The sequence below is a fragment of the Burkholderia plantarii genome, from assembly GCF_001411805.1.
Lineage (GTDB): Bacteria > Pseudomonadota > Gammaproteobacteria > Burkholderiales > Burkholderiaceae > Burkholderia > Burkholderia plantarii.
Genome location: NZ_CP007212.1, coordinates 2,394,493 through 2,412,412 on the forward strand (window position 1 = coordinate 2,394,493; position 17,920 = coordinate 2,412,412).

Here is a 17,920-nt window from a genome sequence, read left to right on the forward strand (position 1 = left end):
GTCAGCGATCCAAAACAAGCGGCCAGCGGCAGCATTGATCGTCAGCTTGAGTACGCCGCGCGCTGGGCGGCCGAGCGGGACCTGTCGTTGGGTGCGTCCCTTTCACTACGCGACGAAGGGTTGTCCGCCTACCATCAGCGGCACGTCAAGCAAGGCGCACTGAGCGTGTTACTGCGCCGTCGAGGGTGGCCACGTTCCGCCCGGCTCCGTCCTCATCGTCGAGGGTCTGGACCGCCTGAGTCGCGCCGAGCCGTTGCAGGCGCAACTCGCCCAGATCATCAACGCCGGCATCACCGTCGTGACGGCCAGCGACGGCCGAGAGTACAACCGGGAGCGCCTCAAGGCGCAGCCGATGGACCTCGTCTACAGCCTGCTGGTGATGATCCGGGCGCACGAGGAATCCGACACGAAGAGCAAGCGCGTCAAAGCGGCGATCCGGCGCCAGTGCCAAGGCTGGATCGCCGGCACCTGGCGCGCGCCGGTCCGGGTCGGCAAGGCTCCGCAGTGGGTGCGTGAGGATGGGGGCCGATTCGAGTTGATCCCCGAGCGCGCCGCTGCGATCCGCCTCGTGGTCGACATGTACCAGAAGGGGCACGGCGCGGTTCGCACGCTGCGCGAGTTGCACGATCGTGGCATGACGATCACCAACGCCGGCCTGCCGCGCGCGCCGCAACTCTACAAACTGCTCGCGAACCGGATGCTGATCGGCGAGAAAACCGTCGAGTTGGACGGCGAGCAATTTCGCCTTGAGGGCTACTACCCGCCGGTGCTCAGCTCGGCCGAGTTCGCGGACCTGCGCAACGCGGCCAGCGAGCGTGGCCGCCGGAAGGGGAAAGGCGAGATCCCGGGCGTGGTGACCGGGCTGGGCATCACCTACTGCGGATACTGTGGCGCGGCGGTCGTCGCTCAAAACATTATGAGACGTCGGCGCATGGCCAACGGCCTGCCCTACCCCGGCCACCGGCGGCTGCACTGCGTCACCTACAGCTCCAGCACGGGCTGCAAGGTCAGCGGGAGCTGCAGCGTCGCGCCGGTCGAGCGCGCGCTGATGCTCTACTGCTCGGATCAGATGAACCTCACGCGGCTACTGGAGGGCGACAGCGGCGTGACCGCGCTCAACGCCGAGTTGGCACGCGCGCGTGCCGCGGTCGCCGATCTGGAACGCCAGATCGGCCGCGTCACGGATGTGCTGCTGACGGACGAGGCGCAAGCGCCGGCCGCGCTGCTGAAGAGGATGCGCGAGATGGAGGCGGATCTGGAGCGCGAGCGCCATCGCTGTGAGGCGCTCGAACTGCAGGTGCATGCGGCGGCATCAGCCGAGTCGCCGGCCGCCGCAGACGCTTGGTCGGCGCTCGCGCGGGGCGTCGAGGAACTCGACTATGACGCGCGGATGCAGGCGCGCCAGCTCGTTGCGGATACCTTCTCTCGGATTGTGGTGTTCCAGTCGGGGTTCTACCCGGAAACCGACGACGGGCTGATCGGATTGATGCTGATCGCGAAGCGCGGCAGTACGCGGCTATTGCATGTGGATCGCAGCACCGGGGAATGGCGCTCGGCAGACGATGTTATTCTCGACGGAGGCCTTCCACTTCCTTCAGACGGCCGTTTGGCCGCACCACCCGTAGAAAATCAAACAAATCCACACTGATTCAGGATTCGGGCAATCGACCCCACGACAGCAGGAATCACAATCCTAGTACGCAATCGTTATGCAACAAGCCTTCTGAGCAAGTCATTGGGAATTTCCTAGCCAAGGTGACCGTTGATTAAGTTGATTTTTTTAGGCTTCATTCCCATCGATTTCCCTTACGCTTCGCGATGCCGATATGGTTCCGACACCATTTCATCGGCCGGCCAGATCTGGAGCATCACCCTGGCCGCATCGGCATTCGTCGAATGCAGCCATTCGTCATAGCCGGCCGACCTCAGGATCACGACTGAGCGCTTCTCGTCGCCCGGCTTGTGCATGCGACTCATCACAGGATGCTCGTCCGCATTCACTGTCAGCATCGCCATCGCGAGAGTCTCGCTGCCGTCCGCCTCTTTCCACGCACGCCAGATTCCGGCGGCGCAGAACGGCTGCCAGCCGTCCAGCCCGATCCGATACTTGACGTGCTTCCCGGTCTCCCAGTTCGGCTCGTAGATCCAGGCCGCGGGGATCAGGCATCGCTGACTGGCGCGCCAGGCCGCGCGAAACGCCGGCTTTTTACCTACCGTCTCCGAGCGTGCGTTGATCGTCATGTACCGCTTGCCTGGCGGCTGATGCGCTTTCGGGATCATGCCGAAGTTCGCGAGCACCGCTTCGGCGCTGTCGCCGGCCGCGCGCGCGATCGGCGCCAAATAGTCCGGCCAGATCTCCGCGCGCCATGGCCCGTGATCGTAGAGCGGGCCGAGCATCGGCAGCTTCAGGTCGCTGAAGCCGTCAGGTTCGTTAGGTGCGCGGTAGTTCGCACATATTGCGGTCCCTGTTTTTTCGAGTTGACGAGGACATGCTATATCAAAATAAGATACTGTAATTTTATACAGTGTTTGAGGTGTGAGATGGAACCGCTCTGGGAGTATCGATGGCTGTACCACGACCTCTACTACGGGCCGATCGCAACGAACTTCTGGATGACGGATTGGGAGGCAGAGCGCTGGCACGGCTACGGCAAGGAAGGATCGATGCGCATCGACGAAACGCGGCGCGATCGCAACCTGCAGCTGACCCGGGCGGAATTCTCGGGGGACCAGTTCGGCACCGCGCGCGGCCCGGACAATGAGCAGCCGCTCCCGGAGTTCGTGTCGCCAACGCTCGATGTGATGCGGACGTGGTGGGTAAGCCCAGGCGCGGCGGAGGATGGGGACATCCAGCGCCTGGTGCTCGAGGTGATCGCGCTACGCCGAGCGCTGCGCAAGGCCGGCGTGAAGGCGCATGACGAGAGCGCGTGGGTGAAGGTCACGCTCGCCGAGGCGGCGGAGCGACCGGGCAAGCGGCGCACGAGGAAGCGCCGGTGACAGGCGGCGGGCCACCGCCCTGCCGCCGCCGTCCGAGCCTACGCGGCCGGAGCAAACGTTGCCGGTGCGAGCGCAGCAATCACGCGGTCGATCGCGTGGTCTTCGATGCTAGGAAACGGCAGTGCCGGCGCTGCCGACGTGCGTGAGCGGCGCCACGTGCTGCCAGCCGGGCGCCGATTCCTCTAGCCACAGGCAGTTCGAACTTCACGCTCAGCCAATGCGTGATGATCGAGACAGTGATGGGCCGGCGGGTTTTCGGAAGCAGTTGACGGAGCAGGTCCGGCGCGAGCCGTCCGCTTCCGGCCACAACCGGCCATTCGACTGCCACACGTAGTTCGTTGACTATCCGGGATAGTCTCCTAAGACGAGCCTGTCTAAACGGTCCTACCCATCGGGGCTGGGACCGGCTCGGGTCAACCAGTCCTCGTTCCACTGGAGTGCCGGCACCTTTGGTCAACGAAGGTAAGCGCCTCAACATGATGAGTTGCGATATTTCCCTTAATCGTTTATAACTTGGCTCCTGGGCTATCCGCCTGGTATTCAATTCCCCCCACCCTTGGAGGATGCTATGTCACCGTTAAACGTAATGCTGCGCTGATCACCGCCGCCACGTCTCCAATCTACCCATCTGTTCCAGAGCGCCTGCGCCGCTGCGCGCAACTTCTTCGCGCTCCACCTCCAAGCACTTCCCGTTGTGCCGTAGTCAGACCGCCGAACTTGCGCGTGCCAGCGCCGCAAGGCACTCGCTGTGCGCTGGAAAGCTCGTTCATATCACGTAGTAGTCGGATCAGGGCCGTGTGTATCGGCGCTTCGCTGCGCGTTTGACTACGACATTGAATACAGCTGTGCTTTTTGTGTGACCGCATGGATCGCGGCGAGGCACGTTTGTGCCTATATCGCTCGATCTGGTCGCATACCATGCCCATCAAAGGGAAGTGCTCACCATGATTCAAAAAAATCGGCGCATGGATCGCGCCATCCCGGAGAAACCGGGACTGGAAAGACTAGAAGCGAAGTGGTCGTCATACTGGGAAGCAAAGCGCACTTACGCTTTCGACCGCACTGCCACCCGCGAAGCGGTGTTTTCGATTGACACGCCACCGCCGACGGTGTCCGGCTCGTTGCACGTCGGCCATGTGTTCAGCTACACGCATACGGACATCATCGCGCGCTTCCAGCGCATGACCGGCAAGACGGTGTTCTATCCGATGGGATGGGACGACAATGGTCTACCGACCGAACGCCGTGTTGAGAATTTTTATGGTGTCGTCTGTGACTCTCGGCTTGCCTATCAGCCCGACTTTCATGCACCGGATAAGGTGCCGGCGCAGCGCGCATTATTCAGAAGGATCAGTCGCCGCAACTTCATTGAACTATGTCACCAGCTGACCGCCGTCGACGAAGCCGCGTTTCGTGACTTGTTCATGCGGCTTGGTCTCTCAGTCGACTGGGATCTCAGCTACGCGACAATCGGTACGCGGGCGCAGCGCATCAGTCAGCGCGCGCTTCTGCGCAATTTGCGCCGCGGGGAGCTCTATCAGCAGGAAGCGCCTTGCTTATGGGACATCACGTTCCAGACTGCTGTGGCTCAGGCGGAACTCGAAGACCGCGAGGTCGATGGCGCATGGCACGACCTGCGTTTCATTGATGCGGCGGGCAAGGACGTGATCGTGTCCACTACAAGGCCCGAACTGCTGGCCGCATGCGTCGCGCTTGTCGCGCATCCTAATGACGAGCGGTATGACTCGATCATCGGGACCCGCGTGCACTGTCCGTTATTCGGGTTCGATGTTCCAGTGATGACCCACGGACTGGCAACCCCCGAAAAGGGTTCGGGAATCGCGATGGTGTGTACGTTCGGCGACCTGACCGACGTGATTTGGTGGCGCGAACTGGCACTGCCGACGCGTAGCATCATCCGCGAGGATGGCTGTCTGCGCGCTGATACGCCCGAATGGATTGCTTCCGGCGAAGCCACCCGGGCCTATGCGCAAATTGCGGGCAGGCCGGTGCATGAAGCGCGCCGAGAAATGGCAAGTCAGCTTGCTTTGGCTGGCAGCTTGATCGGTGCGGTGCGCCCCGTCCGTCATGCCGTCAAATTCTTCGAAAAGGGCGACAGACCTTTGGAGATCGTCGCGACGCGCCAATGGTATTTGGGGAACGGCGGCCGCGACCCGTTGCTGCGTGATGCATTGCTCGCGCGCGGAGCCGAACTTCGTTGGCATCCGTCGTTCATGGGTAGCCGCTACGCCAACTGGGTGAGCGGTCTCAATGGCGACTGGCTGATCAGCCGTCAGCGAGTGTTCGGCGTGCCGATTCCACTGTGGTATCCGCTGGATGCAGAGTGCGAGCCCGATTACGGTGCACCGATTCAACCCGATGAATCGACGCTACCCGTCGACCCGCAATCGGAAGTTCCGCCCGGCTATCGGGCGGATCAGCGCGGCCAACCCTGTGGCTTCATTGGCGAGAGCGACATCATGGATACATGGGCGACAAGTTCGCTTACGCCGCAGATTGCCACCGGCTGGGGCGAACCGGATGGATGCTTCGAACTTGTTTATCCCATGGACCTGCGTCCGCAGGCACACGACATCATCCGGACCTGGCTGTTCTCGACCGTCGTGCGCTCGCATCTGGAGAATGCACGTTTGCCATGGACGCACGCAACGCTTTCCGGCTGGATTCTCGATCCGGACCGAAAGAAGATGTCGAAATCGAAGGGCAACGTGGTCACGCCAGCTGCGTTGCTCGACACACACGGCTCAGATGGTGTTCGTTACTGGGCTGCGCTGGGACGCCCAGGCATGGACGCAGCCTTTGACGAAAGACAGATGCGAAACGGGCGCCGCCTCGCACTGAAACTGCTGCACGTCTCCAGATTCGTGCTCGGCTTCGACGAGTCCCCCGATTTGCTGGTCATGGAGGCGCTCGATCAGGCAATGATTGCGCGTCTGGCCGAGGTCGTGACACAGGCGACCGAGGCGTTGCAGACGTTCGACCACAGCAAAGCGCTCGAATACATCGAGGCATTTTTTTGGTGGTTTTGCGATGATTACGTCGAGTTGGTCAAGAGTCGCGCACACGAAGACAATCCGCAGGCTCAGTCCGCACATCACGCGCTGGCCTCCGCTCTGTCGGTGTTGCAGCGGCTGCTCGCACCGTTCCTTCCGTTTGCCGCAGAAGAGTGCTGGTCATGGTGGCATTTGGGATCGATACATCGTGCAGCATGGCCCGACGCCGTCTCGCTCCAAGCGCTGGCGGGGAAGTGCGCGAACAGCGAGCTTTGCATCATCGTTTCGGATGTGCTGCGTGAAGTCCGCCGGGCGAAATCAGAAGCAAAAGTGTCGATGAAAGCAGGGGTTTCAATTGTGCGAGTCAGCGATACGGCAACGCGTCTCGCAGCACTGCGGGAAGTGTCAGACGATCTGCGTAACGCCGGACATATTGGCGAGCTGATGACGATTGCCTCGAAGTCGCTCTGCGTCGAAGTGACGCTCTGAGCAACGTCTTGCGACCGGGCGGCATGATCGGTCGCAAGACGTGTGCTGGCCACGGGCCCACGAACACCTCAGCGAACCAGAGGTTTGAACGACCGCTTTGGAGGGAATTCTATGACTGCTCCGGGTCGATCTGCGACGGTCGCTCGTTGTAGGGCGGCGGCCGACCGCGTTCGGCCAAACGCGGTCAGTCGAAATTCGTGCCACAATTCTTCGAACCAGTTCTGAAAATAGAGCTAAAGATGACAGATAGCGCGGGCGTAATGGCAGTCGACCATACGGGTTTTTCGGTTTCTTCACTTGAAGAGGCAATCCGTTTCTGGACCGAAGCGATGGGCTTCGATCTTTCCCGTCAGGGTGAAATCGGAGGAGCGTTTCTGCGTGAGGCGACGGGTATTGATGATCCGAAATGTCGAATGGCAATAGTGACGGCCCCGAACGGTTACCCTATTGAACTCCTTGAGTATTCGACCCGTCTGAAGCTCGGCCGTGCGCCCCGAAACGCGGGCGCAATTGGCGCAGCGCACCTCGCTGTCACGGTCTCAGACATCCGAGCGGCTATCGTACGGGTAGAGACGGCAGGCTGGCAGGTAAATGGTTCGCCCCAACCGATCCCTGCGGGCCCTCGCGCGGGGACCGTGGTTGCATACGTCTCCGGCCCAGATGGCATCACCATCGAATTGATGCAGCCTACTTGAGGCTGCCGCGCCGAGCCGAGGCGCCTTTGGCCAACAATCAGGCAACGTGTCGCTGGCAAGCATTGGGCTACGGCGGCCGACGCTGGCGCCGCCAAGCTCAAGTGAATGGGGGCTTGGCCGATCATTGCACCCACAACCAATTTGACATACATACAAATTAACGAACGATTGTTCGTTTTTTGGAACTGAGGTGCAGGTAATCAATTCACTCCTGGAGAGCCCGGCAGTCAGTCGTCGTATGCTTCCGACGAGCAGCGGAGCCGAGCTTCAGAGACGAATCACTCTCGCAGGCCGCCAAGTATGTCGGGGGCAGATTTAACCTCGCTCGTGATTCCGATTGCGATTTTTAGCGCGTCTCGATTCAGGGCGAGTTCGGGAGATTCGTCAGGCAGTGCGTCTTGAACCACCTTAAGCGCACGAGTCAGGTGACGCCGCACATTCGGAAGGTGCAGCTCGAGGTAGTCGAGCAGACCTGAAAGCACCAACCGGTTAGCCATTGAGTCTGCTTGCAAATTGAAGGCATTGTTTTCCATGGGGTCCCCGCAGAGATTGGGTGGCGTGAGAGCTTCCAAGTCTACATGCGCGAGCCAGGGGGCAAGGCCACGGTCGCGGGAAGGTGACGCCGGATGAAGGGCAGCGGCGACTTGGCGGGAGTGGAGCCTCCGCCAAACTCGGTGGGTTTCATTTAGCCCGGCGACGCGCCTCTTCCTGACGCGCCGCTTCCTGACGCGCTGCTTCCTCCTGACGCGCTGCTTCCTGACGCGCTGCTTCCGCCTGACGCGCCGCTTCCTCCTGACGCGCTGCTTCCTGACGCGCCGCTTCCTGACGCCCCCTGTTCAATTGTGTCAGTTCTTCTTCGTCATCGTTGTCCTGCTGCACCGGTCGCATAGCCTCAATACCCGCCTGCTGACGCTCGACGTATCCCGATTTTTCGCCATTTATTGTGTTTTGCATGACATCCACCGGAATTTTTCCCTTTTCAATGATCGCATATACATTGTTTATTTCATTTTTACCAAGAAAATCCATATAGTTTTTGAAATATTCATGAGATCCAGAAAAGAGCACAAACTTAACATCTCTCAAAGATCTAAATATTTCGATATTTTCATTACCGGGCTCTTGCCCAGGATGACCCAGATTACCCTCCATCAATACCGTAAAAAAACGACCATCACCTTTCGCAATGGATTTCATGGCCGCTATTTCTGAAATATAAAAATCCAACGCGTTATTAGAATTATATTTAAGGATATAAATTTTCGCAGCCCCCTCCGACATATTCATCAGCTGCATTGAAATTGCTTTATTCGTAAAATCATCTGAATGACTAAGTACAATGTAGGTCAGGCGCATGATCACCTCTCGAATGGATTGGCCGCAGCATCAACGCTTCAATACGATTTTTGGAAATTTTGCCTGAGTGACGAAGCTTTGAGAAGCGTGTATAGGTGTATGTGACACCCTGGCATTTATTGAATAGGCCAATTGATTTCCAGCAAGCAGAACACTCCCTATACCAATGGGAGCCGCGAGCTCGCCAATAGCTTTAATCACACCAGAATCACCACGATCAAGAGCAGAATGCGCCAACGCTACATCGACGGTAGTTTTGATTTCGAATCTTTCACCAACTCGCTTTTTAGATCGCCATATGCTGTAGACCGTTGGCTGAAATGTATTAATCGATAAATTTTTTGGATCTGATAGATGATAGTTAGTTAAATCTTTTACAAGATTGACAAATGGCATTGAGAATGCCCACTGGGCAACGTTAGGTCTTTTATGGCAACGATCCTTGATCTCTACATCGGAAACTACGAAACTGGTGCTGTTGCTGACTGAATATCCGGCATTTACGCCTCCCGTTGGGGTCGAGCCAAACCATCCTACAGATCCACCGAATGACAGCGAAGTGCCGGATGAGACAGACGTTTGCCCGACAGCACCCTGTGGTGACCCCTTAACCAGGTCAACACTGTCGCTGAGTTCGTCCTGTGTTTCGACAGTTACTGTGTATTCGGTGACATATAGGCCCCGTTCGTGCCAGTTGTTGATTACCATATCCAACGGGCTGAACATGAAATCCTGCCGGACTATATAAAAATCACTCAATTCGTCTTCACTTTCCAACGCGCCATTTATTGAAAGTATAACCGTCGTGGCTTTTCCACCAAGCAACGTCGTCGGCTTTCCGTCAAGCTCAGCGTTTATTTTGATATCAATTATGTGATTGATTTTATCCGCAATATTCCACAGGTTCTGGCCACCTGGATCATATACGTTGTCGTTCATGGATCACCTTAGTAAAGAGAGGGGGAGAGCACAATATACTATGCAATTGGTTATCAAATCTGTCACTGTTAGCAGGTCGCTGTCAATCGGACGTCCTTTTCTACGACAGAGGGGCCGAAATAGAGCCCCCCCCTCTTCGCTTGCGGGATTCAGAGATGTCGGCCGGATGCGCAGACGGTCGGGCTGCTGATTGGCATGTTCTCGCGCTCGATCGGCCTCGTGAACGACGCTCTGCAACCGTTTGATACGGGTGCATTACATTGCCACCAATGCAAATAGATCAATCCTTCATGGATTTTAGTCGGCGGCGTAGCGAGACCGCCATCTAGCAGACCGTTGAAATACGTCGGTCCGTCCTGCACGATGTAGGCTCCCGAGATAAAGGAAGAGAAGGCAGATGCGAGGCGCGGACGGTTACAACGAATCGTTGTTCAGCACGGTGAGGCTAGAGGAATTTGTTCCGCAGGCGCATCCGCTGCGCCAGATTCGGACGTGGCTGAACGAAGCACTGTCGAAGATGGATGCGAAGTTCTCGGCGATGTACGAAGTCGATGTGAAGGGAGGCCGACCGAGCATCGCGCCTGAGAAACTGATGCGGGCGATGCTGTTGCAGGTGCTGTACAGCATCCGCAGCGAGCGGCAACTGGTCGAGCAGATCTCGTACAACCTGCTGTTCCGGTGGTTCGTAGGCCTGTCGATCGAGGATGCGGTTTGGAACCACTCGGTGTTCAGCAAGAACCGGGATCGGCTACTGGAATTCGACGCGGTGACGGAGCTGTTCAACGCGACGGTGGAAACGGCGCAGAAACGGGTGATGATGAAGGAAGGCACGCTGGTCGATGCGACGATCATCGAAGCGCCGCCGTCGACCAAGAACGCCGAGAAGCGTCGCGATCCGGACATGCATCAAACGAAGAAAGGCAACGCGTGGCACTTCGGCATGAAGGCCTACATCGGCGTCGATGCCGATTCGGGGCTGGTTCACAGCGTGGTCGGCACTTGCGCCAACGTGTCGGATGTTTCGCAAGCGCACGCGCTGTTGCATGGTCATGAACAAGAAGCGTTCGGCGACGCGGGCTATATCGGCGTAGACAAGCGCAATGAAATGAAGGGCCGGTCGGTGAAGTGGCGCGTGGCGGCCAAGCGAAGAAGGATCGAGGCGATGCAGGATGGTGCGCTGAAGGATCTGATGATCGCGCTTGAGCGAACCAAGGCGCAAATCCGCGCGCGGGTCGAGCATCCGTTCCATGTTGTCAAGAACCTGTTGCGCCATCGCAGGGTGCGCTACAAGGGACTGGCGAAGAACACGGCGCAACTGTTCAGTCTGTTCGCCTTGGCGAACTTGGTGATTGCGCAAAACCGGTTTCGGTCGGTTCACGGGAGTAGTCCGTCACGTATATGAAAAATGCAGGAAATGAGGCGCTTTCCCCGGTCAAACTTCCCCGAATTCGCTGCGCTTCACTTCGGCATCTCGCTGTTTGTGGACAGAGTCGGTCACTCGTGTCCGTCGCAGCCGATGATTGCATCTTCTACGCAAGACAGGGAACGGTACAAATCAGATGCTTACCGCGGTTCATCGCGAGCGCCGTGAACTCAGCGCCGGCGAGCCGTCGGCCGACGTCAGCTGGAAGTGCGAGCCAATGATGAGCGGCAGGCCAACCGCCTTCGCCTCGACGTGCGCGCGCACGACGCCGGCGAGCGAGCACTCGTCGGTGATTGCGATCGCGCTGTAGCCGCGCCGCGCCGCGCGCTCGACCAATTCCTCGGCGCGTGAGGCGCCGTGCAGGAACCAGCGCGGCTCGTCGCGCTCGTCGCGCGCGGACACGCGCTCACGGATCAGCCAGTAGCACACACCGTGATCGTCCTCCGCGACGTATATGAACGCCGCGATTTAGCACGCGGTTTTGGTGAGCGTAAGGTGCCAGGATGAGCGATAGCGCCCTAGAATCTAGAACGGGTCGACTGGCTGCGATCGGCCACAAGCGGTCGGACGACCTTGTCTCCGGAATTGTGGAAAATGGCACCCCTATCGAGAGGCAATCTAGCCCGAGGCGCCGTTAATTCATTTGGAAGAGCCCACCGAGGCACAAGCAACATCGCACTGACCGCCCTGCACGATTTCGGCGTCCCGGATGGTGATATTGCTGCTAGGAACACACTTACGTGGATACTTGGCGTCTAGCGCGACGTCTTTTGGGAGTACAGGGACACGGTCTTGTACTCCCCTCAAGCGCCACTCACGCAGTGCTTTCTTTGACCCGATCAAGCACGGGCAAAAGCTCTTCGGGATCTGGCCGGCGCGTATAGTCCGGGTTGACCTCTGCGTACAGGATGACTCCATCTTGACCGATGACGAATCGTGCGGGCATCGGCAGCGTCCAACTCGGCTCGCCGTTCGCAACGGCTAGATCGTTTTTGAAAACGGTCTTGTAGAGGTCCGCCAGATAGTCTGGCAACTTGAATCGGATGCCGAATGCCGCTGCTACTTCATTACCCGGATCAGACAGAATGGGGAACGTTACGTGGTTCTCCCGCTGGCTACGGCGACTGTTCGGAGCGGTCTGCGGTGAAATCGCTACGAGTTGGGCGCCCCGGCTTTCGAGATCCGGGAGCGAGGCCTGAATCGCTTGCAGATCGAAGTTGCAGTACGGGCACCATACGCCTCGGTAGAACGTCACGATCAGCGGGCCACGTGCGAGGAGATCAGTGGACGAGTGCGATGTTCCTTCAGCATCCTTCAGGGTGAAGGTGGGGGCCCTGTCTCCAACCTTCAGCGCCTTTTCAGCTGCGCCGGACTCGGTGAGTTCGCGTGTGGCGCGATGCATCGGCTCGTGAATATGTGACGGTGCATTGTAAGGAGGGCCGCCGGCTTCGAAGTTGGCACGGAATGCGTCGAGCTTGTCTTGCAGTGACATGATAAGACCTCTTTCAAGTGATAAAAAATTACGCGGACAGCAGATCAGCGTAAAAGGGATAGTCGAGATAGCCGCGGTGATCTCCGCCATAGAACGTCGAGCGGTCGTAGGCATTGAGCGGAAGGTCTCTCCGGAATCGTTCCGGAAGATCGGGGTTCGCGAGGAAGGAGCGTCCGAAGGCGACTGTGTCAGCAACACCGGACTCAATGATGGCTTCGGCGCTGTCGCGGTCGAAACCACCGGCTGCCATGACGGAACCCCTGAAGATTTCCCGCAGCATGGCTGCGGCGATCGGTTGAGCGTCGTCCTCGATTTCCTCGGTGCCCTTGATGCGCGGCTCGATGACGTGAAGATAGGCGAGACCGAAGCGGTTCATCGCTTCCGTCACGTAGGAGAAGGTCGCTTTCGGATCGCTGTCGAACATTCCACCGAATTTGCCGCTTGGAGAAAGCCGGACGGCGGTTCTGTCTCCGCCCCAGACGGATGTCATTGCTTCCACGACTTCCAGCAGAAATCGCGCACGATTCTCTTTTGTCCCACCGTAAGCGTCGGTTCGGATGTTGCTGCCGTCCTGCAGGAATTGATCGGCAAGATAGCCGTTCGCCGAGTGCAGCTCAACGCCGTCGAACCCTGCTTCCATCGCACGCTCCGATGCCCGACGAAATTGACCAATGAGGTCCGGTATCTCGTCAAGTTCGAGCGCACGTGGCATCGCGAATTCGATTTCTCCATTCCTCGAGAAACCAACGCCTTCGGCGCGTAATGCGGATGGGCCGATCGGTGTTTCGCCGTCGATGATATCGGGGTGAGACTGCCGGCCACTGTGCCAAAGCTGCAGAAAGATGGTCGCGCCAGCCGCGTGGACGGCATCTGTGACCCTGCGCCATCCCGCGATCTGATGATCGCCATAGATTCCTGGTGCGCCGGCGTAGGCAATCCCACGCTTCGAGACCGGCGATGCTTCGGCGATCATGAAGCCGCCTTTGCTCGCACGCTGCCGGTAGTAATGAACCATCAAGTCTCCGGGTACGTCGCCCGCCTCGGAGCGCATTCTTGTCAGGGGCGCCAGAACCACGCGATGGGCAATCTCGTACGGACCGATTGCGGTTGGGCTGAAAAGCTTGCTCATGAAAACTCACCGAGTTGATATGCTGAGTCAGTAAGTTAATTTATTCCCCGAGAAAGCAGTAGACTGCTATTTTTGATAACACTCATTCCAATGGAGAATGATCTATGGACAGATTCGCGACCATGGAAGCATTCGTGCGCATCATTGAAACGGGTTCCTTTTCGGCAGCTGCTCGGCAACTCAGGGTCGGTCAGCCGTCAATATCAAAAGCTGTTGCACAGCTTGAAGAACGACTGGGAACACGACTTCTCTCGCGCTCGACACGGGGGCTAACGCCGACTGAAGCAGGTCAGGGTTTTTACGAGCGGGCGAAGCGCGCGCTTGACGAAGCAAACGAAGCGGACCTCGCTGCAACTGGAGCCGGGACTGGACTGACAGGACGCTTGCGCTTCAGTGCAACGGTGACGTTTGCCCGGCTACACGTCATGCCGCTGCTACCCGCTTTTCTTGAGGCGCATCCTGCACTCACAGTCGAAGCAATTCTCGACGACCGTAGCGTCGATCTGATCGGGGAGAACATCGACATTGCGCTGCGGATGGGAGACCCAAAGTCGATGACCGTAACGGGAAAGCGGATTGCCACGTCCCGGCGCATGGTCGTCGCGACTTCCAACTATCTCGATCGACATGGCACGCCTGAACGGCCAGGTGATCTACCCAAATTTCCTGCCGTTATCTATACGCAAGGCGGTGGAGGAGAAACATGGACTTTTAGAAAGGGCGCGAAGTCGGAAGTTGTGACGCTCAAGAACATGATCAGCACTACCGCAGCCGAGGGGGTGCGTGAGGCTGTTTTTGCAGGCATGGGGTTGGCTGTCTCTACGGAGTGGATGTTCCAGCCGGAGATTGATCTCCGTCGCGTTGAGACAGTTCTGCGCGATTGGACACTCCCCTCACTTGATCTTTGGGCTGTTTATCCAGCAGGACGCCAGGCGACTGCGAAAGCACGCGCCTTTGCAGCTTTCATCAGCGAATGCCTGGCAAAGACACCTTTTGCGCCTGCCGGGTAGGCTGGTCGTTGGCGCTGGGACCATTGCGATCACAAGCGTCCAAGGAGACGCCATCGTCGTCTGACCATCTCACATGGCGTGGACTGGAGTTGGCTTACGTACCGATGATCGACTGCGTTGCCGAGCGTAGCCTGAAGCTCGGGCCGGTTGCTACCGCCCACAATCGGTAAAACACTGGCCGAATGGCCGCTATCGGGTGGGCGGTCGGTCCGCTATGGGTCGCCATCTGCCGTCGGCGTCCGCAGCCTCCAACGAGGCGCCGCGACGGTCGTCGTCGGGCCGAGTTCGGCCAGTTTCGGACACTCGACCTCGACACATAGATCGCCGACAATCGTGGCGACTCATTCACTCAAGCTCCACATCGATGAAAGTATCCCGGGATTTCGGAATTGTTGTCCGACGGGCCGCGCTTGCGGCCAAGAACGTCGAACTGTCAACGGTTTTGACCGAATTCAATCTTGCGAGATACTTTGACGAATCTGACAATCTGTTATCGCTTGGTCCTTTTTTTGGAGGCGATGCAGCCGACGAATGCATGAGATCTTTGGAAAAGCTTGGTCTCACGTATATCGAAGACTTTTTTATCTTCGAGGGGTTTGTACCCGAATGGTGCTCGTTCGAGGTATTCTGAACGCGGCCACAGACGACATGCGCTGGGTTTCGGCCATGAGGAGCCACTCGGCACAATGTTCTGAATCGCCGACAATTAAGGCGAAAATAGCCACTGCTCACTTGCAAACTCCCAACTGATCTCAATGGCATCGGCATGAGTTGGACGCTTGAACAAGCAATGCAACAGGCCCGCCGCACCCTCGCCTCTTTGGCCGGGGCGGCCGGCATTACCATCATCGATGCGGCAACCCGTGAGTTCGATGTCGGCTGGGTCTTCTACTATCAATCATCGCGTTTCCTTGAGACAGGTGACGTTCGGGATAGCCTGGCGGGAAATGCACCATTGTTTGTCAGCCGGGACGATGGCCGGGCCATTTCCGTCAGCTATCACAGGCCAATCACCGAGTCGATCCAAGCCTACCGTGCGTGCGGAGATCCTAACGGATATGAAGAGTCTCAGGTTCGTCTAACGCGATGGTCGGCCGGGGCGAATAAGGTTCAAGCGACGCGGTTGATTCGCCAGAATTCACACATGAGTCTCGTGGAGGCAAAGCATTCAGTCGATCGATGTCTTGCAGCGCGTGAGACCGCGATCGAGACAAAGGACGTAGCGTCGGCCAAGCAACTGGTGATTGACCTTGCGGAGGTCGGGTTCCACGCGGTCGTCACGTATCGCAGCACCCGGCGCTAGCGATCGGTCGATGGATGACCGCTTACGGTCGTTGCGAAGGGCAGCTCAGGGTTGCGGATTCAACCCGTCGATGCAACATACTTGGAGCTGCGAGGCGAAGGAGTGTTGCGCAGTCGCTTAGTCGAGGTCTGCGACGGCGGTGGCACCGTCGTCCACGCCTGCGGCGTCGGCAGCCCGGACAAGCTGTCGGCACCGGCTGGAGAACAGTTTCGGACCGTGACACGCAACTGGTCAGCGTCGGCAACCAGAGCATTGCGATAAGGATGATTGTCGTTCGTAAGCGGTCATCTAATGACGCCGCACGTGCGCACGATCGACGTCAACTTCGTCGGATGAGACTACTTGGTAGACGCTGGGAATCGATAGTTTACGAAGTGTTCCTCAGTAGACGTGACTTGAAATTTCATCGATTCGTAGAACGCAATAGCCTCAGAGTTCGAGCGGAAGCAAGACAGTGTGATGACCTTTCCTGTCCGCGAGGACTCTGACATCAGCGATGTCAGAATGTTTTTCCCGATCCCTCTTCGCTGGAAGCTTGACTTCAGTATCAGAAGCGACAGGTGAATGGCGTCGTCTAACATCCTAATGACCACGTAACCTGCTGTATCGGCGCCAACTTGGATCAATCGTATGTCGGAGTGGGGGTAGGACTCTGCAAATCGACGTCGTTGAAACTCATCATCCCAACCGAACGCCAGATCGATGTGATCGCGCAGAGCCGCCTCATATTGCGCGAAGAGCTCCTGCGTTTCAGCTGCGCTTTCTTCGGAGGGAACCAGCACGACCCTGTTCATCGGACTGTCATTCATTGTGGGGATGTAAGCTCGTAAGCGGTACGATCGCTTAGTTTAAGTGAGTGGCCGTGTCCGGTCTTTCAGGGGGCTGCTCCACCGTGAAATCTGCCGGAGCCTGCGATGACTAACGCACGCAGCCGGGGCTTGCCGGGCGAACTGTGCATACGTACTCTTGAAGTGCCCTCAATTTATCGATTTCCCGTTGATCGTCACCGGCGACAGCGAAAGCGCGCTCCGCAGTCGCTCGGTCGAGGTCTGCGACGGCGGTGGCACCATCGCCCACGCTGGCGGCGCCGGCACCTCCGGACAAGCTGTCGGCACCGGCTGGAGAACAGTTTCGGACCGTGACGCGCAGCTGGTCAGTGCCGGCAGCCAGAGCATCGCGATAACGGCGATTGTCGTTCTCATGATCCATCCGCTCCTTCGTGAATTTTGAGTCCACGGCGGCCACGCGCGCAGCCGCCGTATCGTGAGCGGCAATCGCGCGCTGCTGGGCATCGAGCGCAGTGCGCGAGATCGCCAGTAGATCAGCCGCATGCTTCTGCCCATCGGTGGCGCGCTCGGCCTTCTCGGCAGCCAGAGCACGCGCATCGAACACATGCATGCCATACGCCCCCGCGGATATCGAGAGTGCAACTGCAAGCATGTATCCTCCTGCTCGCCCTATCATGACTGCTGCGGCCTCTTCCGTGTCACCAACGGCTGTTTGAAGAACATCATTCCGAGCACGGCCAGGCAGAACCCGCCCGTGATCACGGGCTCTCCCGGCCACACTTCGTCGTAGCCTAGCCAGATCAGCCCGGCGAGATTCCAGAGGCCACCGAACTGCGTCATGCCCAGGACGATGCGCCACGCGAACGACTGCGGCAGAATCAGGAGCCATCCCACCGCGGCGCACAGCACGAGGTGAAGCAACACGTACACCAAAATCAAAGCGCTCATTCCTTTTCCTCCGATCCCGCAACGCGATCCAGCAGTTCCTCTGCGACTCTGTCGCCACGTCGCTGAATCACACGTATTGCGATCTCAGCGACGATCGGACCAGCCGTCCCGATCACCAGCGCGACGCCTCGCTGCAAAGCAATACTGTCGCCACGCAACCAGTATTCGACCACCGCGGGTGCGACGAACAGCGCCATCAGAGCGCCAATGATGATGTGCGCGAACATCAATCGACGATTCGCAGGGGGCACTACGACGACCCTCACGAGCGAGCCGGCCGCGCCTGCCGCGAAAACGGATAGCGGGCCGGTCAGGTAACGCACGTAGTCCACTGCCC

At 58.4% G+C, this 17,920-nt stretch carries 17 protein-coding genes and 1 pseudogene; 7 read left to right on the plus strand and 11 right to left on the minus strand.

The window, feature by feature from the left end:
* Positions 1-253 precede the first annotated feature (253 nt).
* Positions 254-1,648, plus strand: a complete 1,395-nt coding sequence (locus bpln_RS10230; RefSeq protein WP_338025947.1) for a recombinase family protein — start codon at positions 254-256, stop codon at positions 1,646-1,648.
* A 158-nt stretch (positions 1,649-1,806) separates the two neighbouring features.
* Here bpln_RS10230 and bpln_RS10235 read toward each other — a convergent pair whose 3' ends face one another.
* Positions 1,807-2,397 carry an SOS response-associated peptidase gene (locus tag bpln_RS10235; protein WP_244132056.1) on the minus strand — a complete coding sequence of 197 codons (591 nt, stop codon included), beginning with the start codon at positions 2,395-2,397 and terminating at the stop codon, positions 1,807-1,809.
* A gap of 144 nt (positions 2,398-2,541) precedes the next feature.
* Between bpln_RS10235 and bpln_RS10240 the strand changes: the two genes are divergently transcribed.
* From bpln_RS10240 to bpln_RS33845, 3 genes are all read left to right on the plus strand, one after another.
* Positions 2,542-2,997: a hypothetical protein gene (locus tag bpln_RS10240; protein ID WP_123863489.1), complete on the plus strand. Its 456-nt coding sequence runs from the start codon at positions 2,542-2,544 to the stop codon at positions 2,995-2,997.
* 944 nt (positions 2,998-3,941) lie between these two features.
* Positions 3,942-6,500, plus strand: a complete 2,559-nt coding sequence (gene valS, locus bpln_RS10245) for a valine--tRNA ligase (protein WP_055139503.1) — start codon at positions 3,942-3,944, stop codon at positions 6,498-6,500.
* Between the two features lie 197 nt (positions 6,501-6,697).
* On the plus strand, positions 6,698-7,195 hold the full coding sequence (locus bpln_RS33845) for a VOC family protein (RefSeq protein ID WP_244103079.1): 498 nt from the start codon (positions 6,698-6,700) through the stop codon (positions 7,193-7,195).
* 278 nt (positions 7,196-7,473) lie between these two features.
* Here bpln_RS33845 and bpln_RS35285 read toward each other — a convergent pair whose 3' ends face one another.
* The 3 genes from bpln_RS35285 to bpln_RS35295 form a co-directional block, all read right to left on the minus strand.
* On the minus strand, positions 7,474-7,728 hold the full coding sequence (locus bpln_RS35285) for a hypothetical protein (protein WP_123863488.1): 255 nt from the start codon (positions 7,726-7,728) through the stop codon (positions 7,474-7,476).
* A 148-nt stretch (positions 7,729-7,876) separates the two neighbouring features.
* Positions 7,877-8,551, minus strand: a complete 675-nt coding sequence (locus tag bpln_RS37320) for a hypothetical protein (RefSeq protein WP_148653982.1) — start codon at positions 8,549-8,551, stop codon at positions 7,877-7,879.
* Between the two features lie 30 nt (positions 8,552-8,581).
* Positions 8,582-9,490, minus strand: coding sequence for a hypothetical protein (locus tag bpln_RS35295; protein WP_148653983.1), 909 nt, complete (start codon positions 9,488-9,490; stop codon positions 8,582-8,584).
* Positions 9,491-9,887: 397 nt separating this feature from the next.
* On the opposite strand from bpln_RS35295, the gene bpln_RS10250 reads away from it, so the two are divergent.
* Positions 9,888-10,892, plus strand: a complete 1,005-nt coding sequence (locus tag bpln_RS10250) for an IS5 family transposase (protein WP_080937162.1) — start codon at positions 9,888-9,890, stop codon at positions 10,890-10,892.
* A 166-nt stretch (positions 10,893-11,058) separates the two neighbouring features.
* On the opposite strand, the pseudogene bpln_RS10255 reads toward bpln_RS10250, so the two are convergent.
* From bpln_RS10255 to bpln_RS10260, 3 genes and pseudogenes are all read right to left on the minus strand, one after another.
* A pseudogene (locus tag bpln_RS10255) lies at positions 11,059-11,279 on the minus strand (PHP domain-containing protein); the annotation flags it as partial.
* Between the two features lie 448 nt (positions 11,280-11,727).
* A complete protein-coding gene (locus bpln_RS33850) occupies positions 11,728-12,405 on the minus strand; it encodes a peroxiredoxin-like family protein (protein ID WP_080937166.1) in 678 nt (225 codons plus the stop codon).
* A gap of 28 nt (positions 12,406-12,433) precedes the next feature.
* A complete protein-coding gene (locus bpln_RS10260; protein WP_042624817.1) occupies positions 12,434-13,534 on the minus strand; it encodes an alkene reductase in 1,101 nt (366 codons plus the stop codon).
* A 104-nt stretch (positions 13,535-13,638) separates the two neighbouring features.
* On the opposite strand from bpln_RS10260, the gene bpln_RS33855 reads away from it, so the two are divergent.
* Complete coding sequence (locus bpln_RS33855; protein WP_080937165.1) at positions 13,639-14,544, plus strand: LysR family transcriptional regulator; 906 nt, start codon at positions 13,639-13,641, stop codon at positions 14,542-14,544.
* Between the two features lie 766 nt (positions 14,545-15,310).
* Positions 15,311-15,847, plus strand: coding sequence for a YrhB domain-containing protein (locus bpln_RS33860; protein ID WP_080937159.1), 537 nt, complete (start codon positions 15,311-15,313; stop codon positions 15,845-15,847).
* 338 nt (positions 15,848-16,185) lie between these two features.
* On the opposite strand, the gene bpln_RS33865 is transcribed toward bpln_RS33860, so the two are convergent.
* The 4 genes from bpln_RS33865 to bpln_RS10275 form a co-directional block, all read right to left on the minus strand.
* Complete coding sequence (locus bpln_RS33865; RefSeq protein ID WP_244132057.1) at positions 16,186-16,641, minus strand: GNAT family N-acetyltransferase; 456 nt, start codon at positions 16,639-16,641, stop codon at positions 16,186-16,188.
* 124 nt (positions 16,642-16,765) lie between these two features.
* Entirely contained in the window at positions 16,766-17,287 is a 522-nt protein-coding gene (locus tag bpln_RS33870) for a lysis system i-spanin subunit Rz (protein ID WP_244132058.1), read from the minus strand.
* Between the two features lie 20 nt (positions 17,288-17,307).
* A complete protein-coding gene (locus bpln_RS10270) occupies positions 17,308-17,583 on the minus strand; it encodes a hypothetical protein (protein ID WP_042624812.1) in 276 nt (91 codons plus the stop codon).
* On the minus strand, positions 17,580-17,915 hold the full coding sequence (locus bpln_RS10275; RefSeq protein WP_123863483.1) for a hypothetical protein: 336 nt from the start codon (positions 17,913-17,915) through the stop codon (positions 17,580-17,582). The genes bpln_RS10270 and bpln_RS10275 overlap by 4 nt, the downstream gene beginning before the upstream one ends.
* Positions 17,916-17,920: the final 5 nt, after the last annotated feature.